This window comes from Escherichia sp. Marseille-Q3837, assembly GCF_916618735.1.
GTDB classification, from domain to species: domain Bacteria; phylum Pseudomonadota; class Gammaproteobacteria; order Enterobacterales; family Enterobacteriaceae; genus Escherichia; species Escherichia ruysiae.
Window position 1 is genome coordinate 1,639,361 of the sequence record NZ_CAKAKC010000001.1, and the last position, 19,247, is coordinate 1,658,607.

General features: G+C 49.3%; 21 protein-coding genes and 1 riboswitch. Of the genes, 9 read left to right on the forward strand and 12 right to left on the reverse strand.

All coding sequences use genetic code 11. The features are described 5' to 3' along the window. Window positions 1–108: 108 nt before the first annotated feature. Both LG381_RS07705 and LG381_RS07710 read right to left on the reverse strand, forming a co-directional pair. Window positions 109–1,770 (reverse strand): flotillin family protein, encoded by a 1,662-nt coding sequence (locus LG381_RS07705; RefSeq protein ID WP_000341010.1) that lies wholly within the window; start codon window positions 1,768–1,770, stop codon window positions 109–111. A 26-nt stretch (window positions 1,771–1,796) separates the two neighbouring features. Continuing rightward, window positions 1,797–2,426 carry an OB-fold-containig protein gene (locus LG381_RS07710; protein WP_225762215.1) on the reverse strand — a complete coding sequence of 210 codons (630 nt, stop codon included), beginning with the start codon at window positions 2,424–2,426 and terminating at the stop codon, window positions 1,797–1,799. Window positions 2,427–2,692: 266 nt separating this feature from the next. On the opposite strand from LG381_RS07710, the gene glgS reads away from it, so the two are divergent. After that, the gene (gene glgS, locus LG381_RS07715) at window positions 2,693–2,893 is read left to right on the forward strand and encodes a cell surface composition regulator GlgS (protein WP_010348753.1); all 201 of its coding nucleotides are present in this window, start codon (window positions 2,693–2,695) and stop codon (window positions 2,891–2,893) included. 34 nt (window positions 2,894–2,927) lie between these two features. On the opposite strand, the gene ubiK is transcribed toward glgS, so the two are convergent. Continuing rightward, a complete protein-coding gene (ubiK, locus tag LG381_RS07720) occupies window positions 2,928–3,227 on the reverse strand; it encodes a ubiquinone biosynthesis accessory factor UbiK (protein WP_010347865.1) in 300 nt (99 codons plus the stop codon). A gap of 121 nt (window positions 3,228–3,348) precedes the next feature. Further along, window positions 3,349–3,518: riboswitch (FMN riboswitch) on the forward strand. A 103-nt stretch (window positions 3,519–3,621) separates the two neighbouring features. Here ubiK and ribB point away from each other — a divergent pair. Then, window positions 3,622–4,275: a 3,4-dihydroxy-2-butanone-4-phosphate synthase gene (gene ribB / locus LG381_RS07725; RefSeq protein WP_001076999.1), complete on the forward strand. Its 654-nt coding sequence runs from the start codon at window positions 3,622–3,624 to the stop codon at window positions 4,273–4,275. Window positions 4,276–4,538: 263 nt separating this feature from the next. Further along, on the forward strand, window positions 4,539–4,709 hold the full coding sequence (gene yqiD, locus LG381_RS07730; RefSeq protein ID WP_000469260.1) for a protein YqiD: 171 nt from the start codon (window positions 4,539–4,541) through the stop codon (window positions 4,707–4,709). Between the two features lie 57 nt (window positions 4,710–4,766). On the opposite strand, the gene zupT is transcribed toward yqiD, so the two are convergent. Beyond that, window positions 4,767–5,540, reverse strand: a complete 774-nt coding sequence (gene zupT / locus LG381_RS07735; RefSeq protein ID WP_000115866.1) for a zinc transporter ZupT — start codon at window positions 5,538–5,540, stop codon at window positions 4,767–4,769. A gap of 142 nt (window positions 5,541–5,682) precedes the next feature. Between zupT and ygiD the strand changes: the two genes are divergently transcribed. Further along, window positions 5,683–6,471 (forward strand): 4,5-DOPA dioxygenase extradiol, encoded by a 789-nt coding sequence (gene ygiD, locus LG381_RS07740; protein WP_175119611.1) that lies wholly within the window; start codon window positions 5,683–5,685, stop codon window positions 6,469–6,471. Between the two features lie 48 nt (window positions 6,472–6,519). Here the strand turns inward: ygiD and dsbI are convergent, their stop codons facing one another. The 6 genes from dsbI to tolC form a co-directional block, all read right to left on the reverse strand. Further along, the gene (gene dsbI, locus LG381_RS07745; RefSeq protein WP_225762216.1) at window positions 6,520–7,191 is read right to left on the reverse strand and encodes a protein-disulfide oxidoreductase DsbI; all 672 of its coding nucleotides are present in this window, start codon (window positions 7,189–7,191) and stop codon (window positions 6,520–6,522) included. A 14-nt stretch (window positions 7,192–7,205) separates the two neighbouring features. After that, entirely contained in the window at window positions 7,206–7,874 is a 669-nt protein-coding gene (locus LG381_RS07750; protein ID WP_000040018.1) for a thiol:disulfide interchange protein DsbA/DsbL, read from the reverse strand. A gap of 18 nt (window positions 7,875–7,892) precedes the next feature. Then, a complete protein-coding gene (locus tag LG381_RS07755; protein WP_225762217.1) occupies window positions 7,893–9,689 on the reverse strand; it encodes an aryl-sulfate sulfotransferase in 1,797 nt (598 codons plus the stop codon). Window positions 9,690–10,173: 484 nt separating this feature from the next. Next, window positions 10,174–11,334, reverse strand: a complete 1,161-nt coding sequence (locus LG381_RS07760) for a glutathionylspermidine synthase family protein (protein WP_000442852.1) — start codon at window positions 11,332–11,334, stop codon at window positions 10,174–10,176. A 5-nt stretch (window positions 11,335–11,339) separates the two neighbouring features. Continuing rightward, window positions 11,340–12,011 (reverse strand): DUF1190 family protein, encoded by a 672-nt coding sequence (locus LG381_RS07765; RefSeq protein WP_000831533.1) that lies wholly within the window; start codon window positions 12,009–12,011, stop codon window positions 11,340–11,342. Window positions 12,012–12,158: 147 nt separating this feature from the next. Then, window positions 12,159–13,640 carry an outer membrane channel protein TolC gene (gene tolC / locus LG381_RS07770; RefSeq protein WP_000735301.1) on the reverse strand — a complete coding sequence of 494 codons (1,482 nt, stop codon included), beginning with the start codon at window positions 13,638–13,640 and terminating at the stop codon, window positions 12,159–12,161. 205 nt (window positions 13,641–13,845) lie between these two features. On the opposite strand from tolC, the gene nudF reads away from it, so the two are divergent. The 5 genes from nudF to parE are packed head-to-tail and all read left to right on the forward strand — an operon-like array spanning window position 13,846 to window position 18,251. Further along, window positions 13,846–14,475 carry an ADP-ribose diphosphatase gene (nudF, locus tag LG381_RS07775; protein WP_000917117.1) on the forward strand — a complete coding sequence of 210 codons (630 nt, stop codon included), beginning with the start codon at window positions 13,846–13,848 and terminating at the stop codon, window positions 14,473–14,475. Further along, the gene (locus tag LG381_RS07780; RefSeq protein ID WP_000833387.1) at window positions 14,476–14,898 is read left to right on the forward strand and encodes a DUF1249 family protein; all 423 of its coding nucleotides are present in this window, start codon (window positions 14,476–14,478) and stop codon (window positions 14,896–14,898) included. A gap of 24 nt (window positions 14,899–14,922) precedes the next feature. Then, entirely contained in the window at window positions 14,923–15,750 is an 828-nt protein-coding gene (cpdA, locus tag LG381_RS07785; RefSeq protein WP_000444758.1) for a 3',5'-cyclic-AMP phosphodiesterase, read from the forward strand. After that, entirely contained in the window at window positions 15,750–16,331 is a 582-nt protein-coding gene (gene yqiA / locus LG381_RS07790; protein ID WP_000105733.1) for an esterase YqiA, read from the forward strand. The genes cpdA and yqiA overlap by 1 nt, the downstream gene beginning before the upstream one ends. A 27-nt stretch (window positions 16,332–16,358) precedes the next feature. Then, the gene (gene parE / locus LG381_RS07795; protein WP_000195277.1) at window positions 16,359–18,251 is read left to right on the forward strand and encodes a DNA topoisomerase IV subunit B; all 1,893 of its coding nucleotides are present in this window, start codon (window positions 16,359–16,361) and stop codon (window positions 18,249–18,251) included. Between the two features lie 47 nt (window positions 18,252–18,298). On the opposite strand, the gene LG381_RS07800 is transcribed toward parE, so the two are convergent. Together LG381_RS07800 and mdaB are read right to left on the reverse strand one after the other, a co-directional pair. Next, window positions 18,299–18,613, reverse strand: coding sequence for a putative quinol monooxygenase (locus tag LG381_RS07800; protein WP_032226299.1), 315 nt, complete (start codon window positions 18,611–18,613; stop codon window positions 18,299–18,301). A 30-nt stretch (window positions 18,614–18,643) separates the two neighbouring features. Next, window positions 18,644–19,225, reverse strand: a complete 582-nt coding sequence (gene mdaB, locus LG381_RS07805; protein ID WP_000065430.1) for an NADPH:quinone oxidoreductase MdaB — start codon at window positions 19,223–19,225, stop codon at window positions 18,644–18,646. Window positions 19,226–19,247 lie beyond the last annotated feature (22 nt).

A 19,247-nucleotide genomic window follows, 5' to 3' on the forward strand; every position in this document is an offset into this window, starting at 1 on the left:
AGTCGACTCGCAAAACGCTGTAACAAGCTGATCATTTGCACTTTTTAGCGGAACGCAGATATAAAAAATCCCCGGCTTTTTGAGCCAGGGATGTGGATATAAGAAGATTTACTCTACGTTATCTGCGATGGGTATCGATGGAGTCAATGGTGAAGTCAATGCCGCCAGCGAACCGCCTGAAACGCCGATTTCATTGAGGAGAGAGTCAATAAGCGGTGCCTGTGTGCGGTAAGAAAGGGCGGCTGATAACGCCTGTTCTGCCAGATTACCCCCACCAACGCAGCCTGATGTCGCATCACCCGTAGCGCCTCCACGATTCAGTCCATCCACCTGAATTATTTTAATACCGTCGATAGACTTCATCGGTTCTACGGATTTCTCGATTACTGCAGGAAGAGACTGCAACAGCGCCAGCTTGAACTTAAGACTGGTTTGTTCGTCAGAAAGTACGTTGATAGCGTCGTTCAATGCACGTTGTGCTTCCGCTTCCGCCAGGCCTTTTTTACGTGTTGCCTCAGCTAACTCTACGATTGCTGCCGCCTGCATCTCTGCGGCTTCTTTTTCAGCTTTCGCTCGGACGGTCAGTTCGACCGCTTTGGTTTCCGCGTCTTGTGCTGCGGCAATCAGAGCAACCTGCTTGGCACGATCGGCTTCGGCGGTCTGACGAGTTGTTTCCACGTTTTGCTGGGCGCTTACCGCTTCTGCAAGTGCGAGGTTGGCACGCGCTTCCGCTTGTGACTGCTGTTCCGATTTGGCCGCAATAGCGATCGATTTCGTCTGGTTGGCGATTTCGGTGACCTGCTGCTGTTCGATTTCTTTAATGCGAACTTCGCGTTCGGCCTCAACTTTTCTTGAGCGCACGGCCTGTTCGCGGTCGATTTCTGTTTCCTGAATTTGCCGTTCAGCCAGAATACGCGTCTGCTCTGCTTCACGACGACGTTCAGCTTCGAAAGCCGCAATTTTCGCATTCTGCTCTGCGGTGCGGGTTTTAACCTGCTGCTCCTGCTCAAGTGTCATAAACGCTTCTTGCTGTTCAATTTCCAGCTTCCGCGACAGCGCATCACGGTTTTTCTCACGTACTGCGACTTCCACATCTTGTTCAACTTCGTTACGCTCGCGGCGACGGCGTTCTGTTTCCTGCGTCAGCTTGGTTAAACCTTCGGCGTCAAAGGCGTTGTTCGGATTAAAATGTTCTTTAGAGGTCTGGTTAAAGTTGGTAAGTGACACGCTTTCCAGTTCCAGACCGTTTTTCGACAAGTCTTCTGCAACGGTATTTTGCACCCCCTGAACGAAGTTTTCGCGCGTATCCTGTAACTCATGCATAGTCATTTGTGCTGCGGTGGCACGCAGAGCATCGACGAATTTATCTTCGACCAGCATCCGTAAATCTTCCGGCGATAAGGTTCGTTGCCCTAACGTCTGAGCGGCGGTGGCGATGCCTTCTACCGACGGTTTTACCCGCACGAAGAAAGCGACCACGACATCGACACGCATACGATCTTTCGTAATTAAACTATCAATCGTCGAGCGACTGACTTCCAGTTTCAATGTATTCATATTGATAGGGATTATTTCATGGAAGATCGGCATAACAATTGCGCCGCCACTCATAACCACTTTTTGTCCGCCTAATCCGGTACGGACAAATGCCTGCTCGGCAGATGCCCGACGATAAAGTCGCGCGAAAATAATACCAATAATAAATAGAACGCATACGGCAACAATCGCCATAAACATCCAGGAAGGCACTAAATTAACAATATCATCCATTACTAAATTTCCTTTTAATTAAATATTTATAATATATTTGGCCAGGGTTTTTTTTCAGCTAAATACCGCGTTGAAGAAAGCCGGCAAATAATTAACACCTTGTCACCTTTATTAAAAAAATTACCTTCTTCAGGTTCCAGTAATAAATAGTGTGTTTGACCGTATTGATCGGTGAGTTTTCCTTCACAGGGGTGACCTGAAGTTGCCTGATGACCGGTAATTAATGCCATGCAGCCAATATATTCTTCTTCGGTAATAGCAGAGCTATGGTCACGTGGAACCCAGGGGGCAATTATCTTGCCGGTATAATGCACCATGATAATGGTGAGCAGTAAACTGACTGGAACAACGAACAGATTCGAGAGTGGGGCTTGCCAGAGCAAGATGCAGGTGTGCTGTAGCAAAACGCCAAGCAGTCCAAAGAAACCGGCTAACAGGCAGAGGACGACGAGGGCTGGCAGCCTTCCGATATTGAGATAATGAAACGCTTGACTAATATTACCTGTGGTTATGGAATCGTAATGATCAAGATGTGCATCAAGAGCGCCAGAGAGCATATGGCCACAGATAATGGCAATAATTTCCAACAGACCGATTAATAGTACAAAGGAAATAGCGAAAAGATAAGGTGCGTTATAGTCGGCAAATAAAATCATCAGTCACTCCATCGTCCATTCAGTGACGCATTGTTTATTATGGTATGGTTTCCTTGCTTACATTTGCTCTGACTAATAATAACATATGTTAGTGAGTTCTTAAAAGGAGAAGTCCTTTAATGTTATTTTTTATTTTTAGAAAAAGTGTGATCCTAAACAATATATTTACGCACGTTATGTTTAAAGGCACTACACTGATTAGGGAATACTGAAATCAGAAAAAGCATATAGCCTTAAAAGGTATGCGATAACCGGAGGATGTGCTTATGGATCATAGTCTTAATTCTTTAAATAATTTCGATTTCCTGGCGCGTAGTTTTGCCAGAATGCATTCTGAAGGCCGCCCGGTCGATATTCTGGCCGTCACCGGTAATATGGATGAAGAACATCGGACCTGGTTTTGCGCCCGCTATGCCTGGTATTGCCAGCGGATGACACAGTCAAAAGAACTGGAATTAGAACATTGATATTACGGGCCATTTGGCCCGTTTTTGTGTTGCTTTATTCTGCTTTATCAACGGGTGGGATAGCTGGAGGAGACTGAACTTCTGCTACCGGGTTATTGCGCGCTTCCAATTCACTGATGCGCTGTTCCAGTAACGCCAGTTTCTCACGGGTCCGTAACAGAACCTGCGTCTGAACGTCGAATTCTTCACGGCTCACAAGATCGAGACGCGTCAGCTGCGCCTGGAGGGTTTGGCGGATTTTTTTCTCCACATCTTCCCCGAACTCCCTGATTCCTTTAGGCATTGATTCGTGAACCTGGCGAGCGATTTGCTCAATTTTTTTCGGGTCAATCATTGTAGTTTCCCTGTACTGATAGGTGTTAAGTGCCATTGTAGTGCGATAAGGGTAAGGCATAAACCAGAATTATGTGAACCTATGCGTTGCCGCCGCTAATCATTAGCGTTATAGTGAATCCGCTTATTCTCAGGGCGGGGCGAAATTCCCCACCGGCGGTAAATCAACGTATGAACATTGCTTATGAACATAGTTGAAAGCCCGCGAGCGCTTTGGGTGCAAACTCAAAGGACAGCAGATCCGGTGTAATTCCGGGGCCGACGGTTAAAGTCCGGATGGGAGAGAGTAACGATTCTGTCGGGCATGGACCCGCTCACGTTATTTTGGCTATAAGCCGCCACTCCTAAGACTGCCCTGATTCTGGTAACCATAATTTTAGTGAGGTTTTTTTACCATGAATCAGACGCTACTTTCCTCTTTTGGTACGCCTTTCGAACGTGTTGAAAATGCACTGGCTGCGCTGCGTGAAGGACGCGGTGTAATGGTGCTTGATGATGAAGACCGTGAAAACGAAGGCGATATGATCTTCCCGGCAGAAACGATGACCGTTGAGCAGATGGCGCTGACCATTCGCCACGGTAGCGGTATTGTTTGCCTGTGTATCACCGAAGATCGTCGTAAACAGCTTGATCTGCCGATGATGGTGGAAAATAACACCAGTGCCTATGGCACCGGTTTTACCGTGACCATTGAAGCTGCTGAAGGTGTGACTACCGGTGTTTCTGCCGCTGATCGTATTACAACCGTTCGTGCTGCTATTGCCGATGGCGCGAAACCGTCAGATCTGAATCGTCCGGGCCACGTTTTCCCACTTCGCGCGCAGGCAGGTGGTGTACTGACTCGCGGTGGTCATACTGAAGCGACTATTGATCTGATGACGCTGGCAGGCTTTAAACCGGCAGGTGTACTGTGTGAGTTGACGAATGATGATGGCACCATGGCGCGTGCGCCAGAGTGCATCGAGTTTGCGAATAAACACAATATGGCACTGGTTACTATCGAAGATCTGGTGTCATACCGTCAGGCACATGAGCGTAAAGCCAGCTGAAAATCGCTGCTTAATTTACCGCGTTAATCAAGAAACCGAAGTTGTTGCTGGCTTCGGTTTTTATTTTGCCTTCATTATGCAAGATGTTAATTCCGCTTCTCTTTCTATGAGAAAATTTCATTAATATCAGGCAACCTTTTTCATTATGATCAAAATCATATAATTGTTTCGTTATTATGCGACCATATGAATATATCCGAAAAAGGATATGTGAAATTTATGCGCCAAATGTTTAGTAATGTTAAATGTTAAGGGTAAAAAGGATGTTTATCGCCTGGTACTGGATTGTATTGATTGCGCTGGCTGTGGTGGGTTATTTCCTGCATCTGAAACGTTATTGTCGGGCGTTCCGCCAGGACAGAGACGCACTGCTGGAAGCGCGGAACAAATACTTAAACAGTGCGAGAGAAGAGGCAGCAGAAAAGCTGGAATAGGGCTTTTGTGATGTTTGCAGATGTTGTCCATGCGCCGGACAACATCTGAAGCCGTTTTTAACCAATTCCTGCCGTTTGTAGCAGTACTAAACTGAACCCCATCACTGACATTCCACATAGAACGCCATAGCTGGGGTTATTATTGGGATCAATTTCTTTAGCCAATGGCATTAATTCATCAACGGAAAGTGCGACCATAATACCTGCAACCGCCGCCATGATTGCTGCCATTACCACTGGAGAAATCATGCTACCGAGGATTAACCATGCCAGAACACCACCGAGAATCTCTGCCAGTCCAGAAATCCCTGCCCACAGAATTGCGGTGCGTTTAGACCCCGTTGCCGCGTAAACCGGGCCTGCAACCGCCAGACCTTCAGGAATATTATGCAACGCCACTGCCAGAGCGATACCAAAGCCCAGCTCCAGGTTACTGCTTGCTGTGACAAAGGTGGCAATCCCTTCCGGGAAGTTATGCAGGCTGATACCCAGAGTGAGCAGAATAGCAGTGCGCTTGATTGATTTTGGTAGCGGCTGCACTGATTTTTGCATTAAATCCTGCGGGTGAGCATGTGGCAACATGCGGTCCAGGCCAAAATAGCCCAGCAAACCAACGATAAACATACCGTAGCCCAGCACAGGCGACATCCCTTCGGCGGCTAATGCGGCAGGAAGCATCTCCATTAATGAGATGAGCAACATAATCCCCGCCGCAAATCCCAGCGAAAACGCCAGCAGTCGGTTTGAGGGTTTTTGTCCAAGAACGCCGAGAAACGCGCCAATAAACGTGGCTGCCCCCGCCAGTATGGTCAGAATGAGAGGTACTGACATCGACAACTCCTTATAATTCTTCAACTTCAGGTGGAGCTTCAAAATAACTGATGATGATCATCATGGTTATCTGGGTTCTTCGCCCACCGAACAAGCGTATTGTGAGGATATCAAAATGACACCTTCAATTAAGGATATCATCATGTCTTCAACGCGTATGCCAGCATTGTTTTTAGGTCACGGTAGCCCGATGAACGTGCTGGAAGATAATTTATATACCCAGGCCTGGCAGCGGCTAGGCGAGACATTGCCGCGCCCGAAAGCGATAGTCGCTATTTCTGCGCACTGGTTTACCCGTGGCACGGGAGTAACAGCAATGGAAACGCCACCGACAATTCATGACTTTGGCGGCTTTCCTCAGGCGTTATACGAAACGTATTATCCGGCTCCGGGTTCACCTGCTTTGGCACAGCGACTGGTCGAATTGCTGGCGCCAGTACCTGTTACCCTGGATAAAGAAGCCTGGGGTTTTGACCACGGTTCCTGGGGCGTGCTGATTAAGATGTATCCTGACGCTGACATCCCGCTGGTGCAGTTGAGTATCGATAGTACTAAACCCGCCGCCTGGCATTTCGAAATGGGACGTAAGCTGGCGGCGCTGCGCGATGAAGGGATAATGTTAGTTGCCAGTGGCAACGTGGTGCATAACCTGCGCACGGTGAAGTGGCATGGCGATAGTTCACCGTACCCGTGGGCGATGTCGTTCAATGAGTATGTGAAAGCGAATCTGACGTGGCAAGGGGCGGTTGAAGAGCATCCACTAGTGAACTACCTCGACCATGAAGGTGGGGCGTTATCGAATCCAACACCGGAACACTTTCTGCCACTGTTGTATGTGTTAGGTGCGTGGGATGGTCAGGAGCCGGTGACTGTTCCGGTTGATGGTATAGAGATGGGCAGTTTAAGCATGTTGTCGGTGCAGGTAGGTTAAAAGATGAGAAGAACCGAAGCCACATTGCTGGCTTCGGTTCTCGTTACCTTACTTTTTCAGCAGCTTGAGTCCCCATGCGCCGCTCATCACTAGCAGCAGTAATAAACAGAGACCAAAAGCCAACATACATGCCTGTGCCATGTTCATAAAGTGCCACGGCGGTAGCAGATACCAGCCTTCAGATTGCTGATACATCTCTACAAACCACTGCTGCATACTACTCAGTGTGACGCCATCGGGAACGATTGGCGCGTCATAGCCACAATCTCCGGTCGGTTTGAACCAGTTTGGTGCCCACTGTGCAAGCGGCAGGTTAAAGGGGAAAGTGGGATCGGTAGAGCAACCCTGCACGCCAAACAGTGAATCGGGATCCGGGTTATGTACCGCATGGTGGATATCGTTCAGTTTGAGCGAAAACTTCAGTCCCATAATGCTGCCGTAAAATGCCATCACGCAGCCAATCAACTTAAGGACGATATTCTTCGGGTTGATCGCCGCAACCAATCCTCCAATAACCATTACAAACATGGCGTAGCGAATGTAAACGCATTGTTCGCATGGTGCCATGTAGAGATAGATTTGGAAGAACGAGTGCGCGAGGATAATCAGCGCGCCCATCGCAGCGGCCATTAACAACCACAAAAAGCGTTGTTCCTGCCATTTGACCAGCGTGTTCACCGGTGATGTGCGTAGGTCTTTCCACATTCCCTTAATACCCATAGCCAGTTTCCCTGTTATTTGCTTGCTAACTCACGGATAAGGTCTGCCATTGCATCAATGGATTTAATACTCTTGGTGTAGATCAGATATTTACCGTTGACGACATACGCCGGAACTCCCTGGATTTTTGCAACTTCATAAGAGGCTTTCCATTTTTCCAGTGTTTCTTGTACCGCTGGCTCTTTCAGTGCTGCTTCAAAATCCGCCTGGCTCATACCTGCGGCATCCAGACCAGTTTTGATAAAGGCAGCGGGATCTTTGCCGTCAGACCAGCGTTCTTTTTTGTCGTGATATGCCGCGTAGTAGGCAAACTTGGCCTTCTTAAACTGAGAGTTAGCATCAAATAAGGAAATGCCTGCTGCTTTATCTTTATTTATCAAGACCGCAAAGACTTCGCTTGCTTGTTTGCCGTATTCACCTTTGGTTTCCAGATGAAAAGGCGTGAAAGCAACGACATCTTTCACTTTTTCAGAGACAGGGCCAGTCACTGCTTTGTCATACTTGTAGCAGAACGGGCAGGCATAGCTGAACACTTTAATCAGCGTTTTATCGGCGTTCGGAATCGGTTTTTCCAGAACCATATAATCCGTGCCTTCGGTGAATGCAGATGCGGTAAATGAAACCGCCAGAGCTGCGGTCAGCAGTACACTTTTAAACAGTGATGAGATCCCTAATTTCGACATTTTTTATTCCCTTCTTAATTATTTAAACATCTGCTGTGGACGGACTAACAGCGCACGATAGTGAGTCTGGTTGGGTTTATCAGACAGCACGTCGATTTCCACTTTCACTTCTTTGGTTTTGTAATCTATTTCGTTCAACTTACCGACGGTTGGCTGCCCGACATCGAACAAATGAATAGAACCACCGAAGCCAAACATGGTGTTGCGGTCGGCTTGATATTCAATGATGGAGGTGATTGGGCTATAGAAATCGTAGCCACGTTCTTTACCGTATTCCCAAACTTGCTGAACGGTGCCTTTCTTCTCATCAATCTTATATTCCACAAAGCGGGAATATTTCATGGTTGGTAAGGCAGGTTGTTCCAGATGGCGACCGTCGCCATTATCAAAGATAGTGAGCGTACCTTTACTGGAAATCCAGGCGGTATGCTGGGTGTAGGTAAAGTCGAAGTCTGAGTTTTCACACAGACCATTTTCGCTACAAATAATAGGTTTGCCGTTAGCATCAACAGGTTTCAGCAGCTTGCTGGCGAGCGGTTTTTCCCAGCCTTTAGATGGTGCAAGGATCCATTTCACTTGCTTATCACGACCAATCTTCACTACGCCCTGATGACGAGAGGAGAGAATAATTGAGTCATCTTTTGTGTCATAAGCGATGGAATTAACGTGCGCCCAGTTACGGCCTGGCCCTACACCCAGAGCGTCGCCAAACGGTGTATCTGGTTCCAGTTTTGCCTGTTGTCCTGCATGGGCAAGGTCAACGTTAACGCAAACTGCACCTGCATCCAGCGCGCCGAGCAGTGCATCGCGTTTCGGATCGAGGATCTTCGTCAGATCCCATACATCGACAACGCGACCAGATTTATCGACTTCGAGGATATGGTCACGAATGGTGGTGACGTGTACGCCGTCATCGCGACGATAGTTACTCTTACCTACGCGCAACAGTACCGTGCCATTTGGCGTCTCAATGGATTCATGAGTGGCGTCAGCGAATCCGCGCGGCAGTTTATGATCTTCCAGCACCTGACCCATCATGTCGAACTCGTACCAGTGCTGACCCTGTACTGCGGTAAAGGTGCCGCGTGGCGTTTCGCGGATGCCCATCAGATAACCACGCTTGTTGATATCGCGGTCACGACCATCGTAGAAGGTGTCTTGATCCAGCCACCAGCGGTATTCACCTTCGGTATCGACGATAAAGGTGAATGGCGCGATATCAAAAGGCAGTGCGCCGGTTGCCGGACCCGCATCGAGGATCCCGGCATTTTTATCTTTCTCACCATGCCAGTGGAGGTCGGAACCTTGCGCAGTAAAGGTATGGGTATTAACCAGATAGAGGCGGTCTTCAAAACCTGGCGCGACTTTAACAACTTTGGTTTGCTGTAGGTCGGAGATGGAGCGGTTATCCATGTAATTATTGACGATGGCGGAAGTCTGCACCACGTAATCATCTTTCATGGCCTTACTGTTTTCTTTCCACTCAACGGTTACTTTGTTAGCAAATTTCTGGTAAAGACCAAAAATCGGTACACCATCGTAAGTTTTTAGTGACTCCTGACCCACGTGATAGCTGATTTCAACGCCTTTTTCGCCTTTCCCGTGGACGGTAACTTTGACGTCAGAAATGACATGGCTATCTAAATCAACCACAGCAGTCAGAGGAGCATTACCGTAGGGATCAACGATGACTGCGCCGAGTTGCCCGGCAGGTGGTGCAGGTTTAAAACCTGCTGCCATCACCCCTGATGCTGACAAACCCAGAGTTATCGCCACAGCTCCGGCTACCAGAGTTTTTCTATATTTATCAAACATGGATATATCTCCTTATATAACGCAAATATATAATAATGATGAATATCGACTGTTGAGATGGTACTAATAAATTCATTTGACGAATGAAAGTGTATTTCTAATAGTTGTTATAAATGCTTTTTTACTTGATTTAGATTTTTGTATTTCTCTGTAACAAATATTTTCTTTTAGTCGATACTAGGGGGGCAATATATCAATAACAATATTCAATATTGTGTAGTGTGATCCCAGCGACATTGTTTTTTAATTATTAAATCTATTTTTGGTGCAATAAAAGTTATAAATAAGCATATAAAACAACAAGTTACTATGTGGTTTTATTAGTTAATTTAATTACAATATCGCTTGCATATGACGATCTAATATTAAATTAGGAATTAATGTTAAATAAAGGTAATAGATGTAGTTGATTATATATAGGTGGGAGTGATGATTTGCGGATTATAATAAATTGCCCCAGTAAATGGGGCAATATTGAACAGTATTATTCAACGAAAATATGCGGATAAAACCGTGACATGTCCTGGGTGATTAATGCTCGGTCTTCACGAATCCCAATTCCGGCAGGTTGATCGTTCACCAGCCAACTTCCAATCAGCATATAACTGTCGCCAAATTTCGGTAGTGGATGGAATTGCTGAACAATCATCCCTTCTTCGCCATACGGACCTTCCGCTGCTTCAATGGTTTTACCGTTCTCAATGATCGACACGTTTGCGCCTTCACGGGAGAAGATCGGTTTAACCACATATTTTTCCATTTGCGGATGATCATCTTCCGCAAAATAAGCGGGCAGCAGGTTCGGGTGATTCGGGAACATCTCCCACAGCAGCGGCAGAAGCGCCTTGTTGGAGATAATGCTCTTCCACGCCGGTTCCAGCCAACGCACGCCAGCATCTTCAAGCTTAGTGGAGAACATTTCGCGCAGCATAAATTCCCACGGATACAGTTTGAACAGGTTAGCGATGACCTGATCCTGCAAATCCGTGAACTGACCTTTTTCGCCTAAACCGATATCGTCGATGTACAGAAACTCGGTGGCGATTTCAGCTTCAGTCGCGCAGTCCTGCAAATACTGAATGGTGCCACGATCTTCCACTGTGTCGCGACAGCAGGTGAGATGCAGCAACTGAAAGCCGTACTGCTCACGCAACTCGACAAAACGGTCAATGAGCTTTTCTTGCAGACTGTTAAACTGGTCGCTGCCTTCCGGCAGGTTGCCCGCGTTAAGCTGATCTTCCAACCAGATCCACTGAAAGAACGCCGCCTCGTATAGTGACGTTGGCGTATCGGCGTTATTTTCCAGAAGTTTAGGCTCGCCAGTGCCATCCCACGCCAGATCAAGACGCGAATAAAGCGACGGCTGGTGCGTCAGCCATGACTGACGCACAAAACTCCAGGTGTGTTTTGGAATGCGGAATTTGGTCATCAGCTCGTCGCTGGCGATCACTTTTTCCACCACTTTCAGGCACATCTGGTGTAGTTCAGCGGTGACCTCTTCCAGCTTTTCAACCTGGGCGAGGGTCAATTTGTAGTAAGCATCTTCACACCAGTACGGCTCACCGTACATGGTATGGAAATTGAAACCGTACTCGTGAGCTTTCTCGCGCCAGTCCGGGCGCTCGGTAATACTGACTCTTTCCATCGGTATCAGCCGCCCATTGAACGAGAGGAAGTGCCGGTTGCGCTACGCTGCATGGTGCTTTGTTTGGCAACAGATTCACCAAAGCCGCCACGGGTAACGGTGGTGGTGGTGGCTGGTTTCGGCGCCATGGCTGTTTTCGGTACGGTCATGGTGCGGCCTGGCTGGGCTGCGCCATAGTTTTTACCGGTGGCATCAGTGTATTTGCCGTAAGCCGGGCTGGCCGGATTTTTCGAAGAGAACAGCGGTTGTTGCGCAAAGCCCGCGCCGCCGCCCATCAGACGTCCCATCATGTAACCGGCCATCAGCGGCATCCAGAAGCTACCGCTGGATTGCTGAGCCTGCGCCTGGTTTTCTGGCGCCATGCCAGCCTGAGCAGGTGCCTGCTGGCATTGACCTTCGCCAAATTCAGCAACACAGTCTTCACGGGTGGCGTATTTCGGCGCAGTACGTTCCGCTTCTTTCAGCGCATTATTGTACGCAGTGGCGCATTCTGCACTTTTGCCTGGGTTTGCCGCTGAACAATCATCAGCATTTTGATACAGAGACACTGTTTCATCACTCTTTTCACAGCCTGCCAGCATAAAAACAGTGGCAACCGCGAGAGCAACAGGTGTCAGATGGCGTGCGCTCCAGTTTTTGCGGAACGATGCGTGGCGTATGGATTTTGTCCGTTTCATTTTTGTCTTCCGGGACCAGTGGTAAATACCCATCAGAATAGAGGATGGCTGGTCGAAATTGAAGCGAGAAGGGGGAAGAATGCGGCAGATAACCCGTATCTTTACGTTGCCTTACGTTCAGACGGGGCCGAAGCCCCGTCGTCGTCATCAGTTACGGAAAGGGTTATGACCGTTACTGGTGGTAGTGCGTGCGGATGTTTGCTGAACAACAGGTGCCGGGCTATCAGGCGCATAGCCATCAGCAATAGCATTCTGTTCTGGCGTTGGCGGCGCAACGTTTTCCGGGTTAGTGGAAACCGGTTTGCTCAGCGCATTGTTCAGTGCCAGCAGATCCTGCTCGTTCAACGTACCCAGAGCTGATTTAATATTCAACTGGTTAATCAGGTAGTTATAACGCGCATTTGCCAGTTCTTGTTTGGCGTTGTACAGCGTAGTGGTGGCGTCCAACACATCAACAATGGTACGCGTACCGACCGAGTAGCCCGCTTCCATCGCGTCTAATGAGCTTTGGGCGGAAACAACGGCTTGTTTGTAAGCGTTAATGCTACTGATAGATGCATTAATGTTGTTGAAAGAGGAACGCACGGTTTGCACGACGCTACGGTGTGCGCTTTCCAGTTGTTCGCTGGCACCGACAAAGTTGTACTGTGCCTGTTTCACCTGCGAGTTAACCATCCCGCCCTGATAAATCGGCAGCGAGAAGCTCAGACCCACTTTGTTCTGACCCATATTGCTGTCGTCATACTGGGCACTGTTCGCTCCACGGGTTTTCGAACCGCTATAAGAGGTGTCAGAAATCCCGGTAGAAGCCGTTAAATCCAGCGTCGGTAAGTGACCATCCTGCGCCTGGCGAATTTGCTCGCGCGCCAGATCCTGGCTCAAACGTGCCTGTAACAGCGACAGGTTGCGTTTTTCTGCTTCTTTCAGCAGCGCGTTAACCGGCTGTGGTTTGTCGGTTTTGAAGTTTTCGACATTCAGGGCCGCCAGTTCCGGATAGTAATTACCGGTGATCTGACGCAGTTGTTCAACGGCATTGTCGAGGTTGTTACGTGCGGTCACTTCGTTCGCCAGCACGGTATCGTACTGTGCGCGGGCGTTCTGCACGTCGGTGATCGCCACCAGACCCACGTTAAAACGTTGGGTGGTTTGATCTAACTGACGGTAGATCGCTTCTTTTTGCGCCTGGGTATAGGAAAGCACGTCAATAGCATTCAACACGTTGAAATAAGCGGTCGCGGTGTTGAGGATCAAGGTTTGTTGATCGGTCTGATAGGTGACGTCCTGAATACCGGCAGCCTTTTCCTGCAAGGTCAGCGCCCGCCATTTCGACATATCGAAAATGGACTGAGTCAACTGCAGGGATGCACTGGTTGCGTTAGAGTTGATGCCGTTCGCGTCGCGGTAGCCGTTGCTATAGGTGTAATCTGCACCTAAACCTAGCTGTGGCAGTAATGGACTGCGCGCTTCATTAATTTTTTCAAAGGCAGCATCACGATCGGCGGCAGACTTACGCAATTCCGGGTTACTAAGGCGTGCTTGCTGATAAACTTGCATCAGGTTCTCGGCCTGGCTCAACGTACTGAACCCAGAAAGGCTCAGGCCGATAAGAATGGGGAGCAATTTCTTCATTTGCATTCCTTGTGGTGAAGCAGTATTTAGCGCTGATCAAACTGTAAAATTATTGCGGATTCTAGCAGAAGCCGCTACCGCAAAAGGTTGGCGTTACGTGCCATAGGGCATTAATGTGCCTCAATTTAACACATGACTGCTCAAACGGCAGTCAAACGTCGCTGAAATTCACATTTAATTCACTATTAGTGCCAGGACATTAACCATGCTTAAGCCAGACAACCTGCCCGTTACATTTGGCAAAAACGATGTAGAAATTATTGCACGAGAAACACTTTATCGCGGCTTTTTTTCATTAGATCTTTATAGGTTTCGTCATCGTCTATTCAACGGGCAAATGAGTCATGAAGTCCGCAGAGAAATTTTTGAGCGCGGTCACGCCGCAGTCTTGCTACCCTTTGACCCAGTGCGTGATGAAGTCGTGTTGATTGAGCAGATACGGATTGCCGCGTATGACACCAGCGAAACGCCCTGGCTACTGGAAATGGTTGCCGGGATGATTGAAGAGGGGGAAAGTGTGGAAGATGTCGCCCGACGCGAAGCGATTGAAGAGGCGGGGCTGATAGTCAAACGAACCAAACCGGTGTTAAGTTTCCTGGCAAGCCCAGGCGGCACCAGTGAGCGTTCGTCAATTATGGTGGGCGAAGTGGACGCCACGACCGCAAGCGGTATTCACGGTCTGGCTGATGAAAACGAAGATATTCGCGTTCATGTGGTAAGCCGGGAACAGGCCTACCAGTGGGTAGAAGAGGGGAAAATCGACAACGCAGCGTCAGTCATCGCTTTGCAATGGCTGCAACTGCATCATCAAGCGTTAAAAAATGAGTGGGCATAAATGAAGCGTTACACACCTGACTTTCCTGAAATGATGCGCCTGTGCGAGATGAACTTTTCACAATTGCGCCGTTTGTTACCGCGCAATGATGCACCCGGCGAAACTATAAGCTATCAGGTGGCAAACGCACATTATCGGCTAACGATAGTGGAATCGACCCGATACACTACCCTGGTGACAATAGAACAGACTGCGCCCGCGATCAGTTACTGGAGCCTTCCGTCAATGACGGTGCGTCTGTATCATGACGCGATGGTGGCTGAAGTGTGTTCAAGCCAGCAGATTTTTCGCTTCAAAGCGCGGTATGATTATCCTAATAAAAAGTTGCATCAACGCGACGAAAAGCATCAAATTAATCAGTTTTTAGCGGATTGGTTGCGATACTGTTTAGCACATGGAGCGATGGCGATTCCGGTTTATTAGCGTCGTGAAACCTAAGGACACCATTTGGAAAGCCTGTTAACCCTTCCTCTGGCTGGTGAGGCCAGAGTCAGGATTTTACAAATTACCGACACTCACCTGTTTGCACAAAAGCACGAAGCCCTGTTGGGGGTAAACACCTGGGAGAGCTACCAGGCTGTGCTGGAGGCGATTCGTCCACACCAGCACGAATTCGACCTGATTGTCGCGACAGGTGATTTAGCGCAGGATCAAACTGCTGCGGCCTATCTGCACTTTGCGGAAGGCATCGCAAGCTTTCGTGCGCCCTGCGTCTGGCTGCCGGGAAACCATGATTTCCAGCCTGCGATGTACAGCGCGTTACAGGATGCGGGTATTTCCCCGGCGAAGCGTGTGTTTATCGGTGAGCAATGGCAAATCTTGCTGCTGGATAGCCAGGTGTTTGGCGTACCGCACGGCGAATTGAGCGAGTTTCAGCTTGATTGGCTGGAGCGTAAGCTGTCTGATGCGCCAGAGCGCCATACGTTGCTGCTACTGCACCATCATCCGCTGCCTGCAGGCTGTAGCTGGCTCGACCAACACAGTCTGCGTAACGCAGGTGAACTGGATAATGTGCTGGCGAAGTTTCCGCACGTCAAATATCTGCTGTGTGGTCATATTCATCAGGAACTCGATCTCGACTGGAACGGGCGCCGCCTGATGGCAACGCCGTCGACCTGTGTACAATTTAAACCACACTGTTCCAACTTCACGCTGGACACCATTGCTCCCGGCTGGCGTACGCTGGAGTTACATGCTGATGGCACGCTGACTACCGAAGTGCACCGCCTTGCGGACACGCGTTTCCAACCTGATACCGCTTCAGAAGGTTACTGATGTCTACGCTTCTTTATTTACACGGTTTCAACAGCTCGCCGCGTTCTGCAAAAGCGAGCTTGTTGAAAAACTGGCTGGCGGAACATCACCCTGACGTTGAGATGATTATTCCGCAGTTGCCGCCGTATCCTTCCGATGCGGCAGAACTGCTGGAATCCATTGTCCTGGAACATGGCGGCGATTCGCTGGGTATCGTCGGTTCATCACTGGGGGGTTACTACGCCACCTGGTTGTCGCAATGTTTTATGCTGCCCGCAGTGGTGGTAAACCCGGCGGTGCGCCCGTTTGAATTGCTAACAGACTATCTCGGTCAGAACGAGAACCCCTACACCGGGCAGCAATATGTGCTAGAGTCACGCCATATTTACGATCTCAAAGTCATGCAGATTGACCCGCTGGAAGCGCCGGATCTTATCTGGCTGCTGCAACAGACGGGAGATGAAGTGCTGGATTATCGCCAGGCGGTGGCGTACTACGCTTCCTGCCGCCAGACTGTAATAGAAGGCGGCAACCACGCATTCACGGGCTTCGAAGATTATTTCAACCCGATCGTCGATTTTCTTGGTCTGCACCATCTCTGACGATCAACTCGAATTGCTAACTTAAACATGACGCAAACTTATAACGCTGATGCCATTGAGGTACTCACCGGGCTTGAGCCGGTTCGCCGCCGTCCGGGGATGTATACCGATACCACTCGCCCTAACCATTTGGGGCAAGAAGTTATTGATAACAGTGTCGATGAAGCACTGGCGGGTCACGCAAAACGCGTGGATGTAATTTTACATGCTGACCAGTCGTTAGAAGTGATTGACGATGGTCGCGGGATGCCGGTGGATATTCACCCTGAAGAGGGTGTACCGGCGGTTGAACTGATTCTTTGCCGTCTGCACGCAGGCGGTAAATTCTCTAACAAAAATTACCAGTTCTCTGGCGGCCTGCATGGCGTGGGGATTTCGGTGGTTAACGCCTTGTCGAAGCGCGTAGAAGTCAACGTGCGCCGCGATGGCCAGATTTATAACATCGCGTTTGAAAATGGCGAAAAGGTACAGGATTTGCAGGTCGTCGGCACTTGCGGTAAACGCAATACCGGCACCAGCGTGCACTTCTGGCCGGATGAAACCTTCTTTGACAGCCCGCGCTTTTCTGTTTCCCGGCTTACACATGTACTGAAAGCCAAAGCAGTACTGTGCCCCGGCGTTGAGATCACCTTTAAAGATGAGATCAACAACACTGAGCAACGCTGGTGCTATCAGGACGGTCTGAACGATTACCTGGCGGAAGCGGTAAACGGTTTACCGACACTGCCGGAAAAACCGTTTATCGGTAATTTCGCTGGCGATACTGAAGCGGTTGACTGGGCGCTACTGTGGCTACCGGAAGGCGGTGAACTGCTGACCGAAAGCTACGTCAACCTGATCCCAACGATGCAGGGCGGTACGCACGTTAACGGTCTGCGTCAGGGCTTGCTGGATGCGATGCGTGAGTTTTGCGAATACCGCAACATTCTGCCGCGCGGCGTGAAACTGTCGGCGGAAGATATCTGGGATCGCTGCGCATATGTGTTGTCAGTAAAAATGCAGGATCCGCAGTTTGCCGGGCAGACCAAAGAGCGTCTCTCTTCGCGTCAATGTGCGGCATTCGTTTCTGGCGTGGTTAAAGATGCCTTCACCCTGTGGCTGAACCAGAACGTCCAGGCGGCGGAACTACTTGCTGAGATGGCGATTTCCAGCGCCCAGCGTCGTATGCGTGCCGCCAAAAAAGTGGTACGTAAAAAGCTGACCAGCGGCCCGGCGCTGCCTGGCAAACTGGCTGACTGTACTGCGCAGGATCTTAACCGTACCGAACTGTTCCTCGTGGAAGGGGACTCCGCAGGCGGATCCGCCAAGCAGGCGCGCGATCGTGAATATCAGGCGATCATGCCGTTGAAAGGTAAGATCCTTAACACCTGGGAAGTCTCTTCCGATGAAGTACTGGCCTCGCAGGAAGTGCACGATATTTCGGTTGCGATCGGTATTGATCCTGACAGCGATGATCTTAGCCAGCTACGTTACGGCAAGATCTGTATCCTCGCGGATGCGGACTCCGATGGCCTGCACATTGCCACGCTGCTCTGCGCGCTGTTTGTAAAACACTTCCGCACGCTAGTGAAACATGGTCACGTTTACGTTGCTCTGCCACCGCTCTACCGTATTGATCTGGGTAAAGAGGTCTATTACGCGCTGACAGAAGAAGAGAAAGAGGGCGTACTTGAGCAATTAAAACGCAAGAAAGGCAAGCCGAACGTTCAGCGTTTTAAAGGGCTGGGGGAAATGAACCCTATGCAATTGCGCGAAACTACGCTTGATCCGAATACTCGCCGTCTGGTGCAGTTAACCATTGATGATGAAGACGATCAGCGTACTGACGCGATGATGGACATGCTGCTGGCGAAGAAACGCTCGGAAGACCGCCGTAACTGGTTGCAAGAGAAAGGCGATATGGCGGAGATTGAGGTTTAAAAGAAAGAACATTGCCCGGTCAGGATGGCCGGGCAAACAAGGCAGGATTAAATCCCCGGTTGCAGAATACGAATATTCATTTCCAGCACATCGCCTTTTACGGCTTCGCTGTACGCTTTCATGTGTGGCGTCTGCAAATGCGCTTCAAGATGGGCAATGCTTTCCCACTGCTCAATCATCACGATAGAGTCCGGCGCCATAGACTGGAAACTCACGCCAGCAGCGCAATCCACCATCGGCGCATAGCCGTGGCAACCTTCTTCCTTCAGTACTATTGGTACGATTTTAGCAAACTGATCCAATACCGCCTGACGGTGATGTTGGCCAGGACGAGTACGGATTTCAGCGATTACTGTAAGCATGGTTAACTCCTTCTAAAGCCAGAGCTCTAGTTAACCAAAAATTTCCACAAGATGCTTGCGATATTCTTCAGTATAGCGGGGAACATCAGGCATTTTTATCACGTCATTAGCGATAAATGTCGGCAGCGGTTCCATACCGAGGAATTGGTTTGCTTTATGGAACGGCAGATACACGCCGTCAACGCCGACGCCGTGGAAGAACTGATCTTTTTCGGTGAAGGCTTCCATTGGTGCGTTCCAGGTCAGAGAGAGCATATATTTTTTGCCCTGTACCAGGCCGCCAGAGCCGTATTTTTTCGACGGATCTTTGCGGGTACGACCATCGCTGGCATACAGCGTACCGTGACCTTCGGTGAACACATCATCAATGTATTTTTTCACCGTCCACGGCGCGCCCATCCACCAGCCAGGCATCTGCCAGATAACCACATCAGCCCAGAGAAAGTTTTGTACTTCGGCTTTGACATCGTAGTCGCTGTCGGCGCGAACGATACGGACATCATGCCCGAGGTCGCGGAGCGTGCCATCCGCGACTTCGGTCAGGGTGTCGTTCAGTTGACCATTGGAGTGGGCGAATTTCTTCGCGCCGTTGATAATCAGGATATTGCTCATTTTTTATCCTCAAGGTGAGACG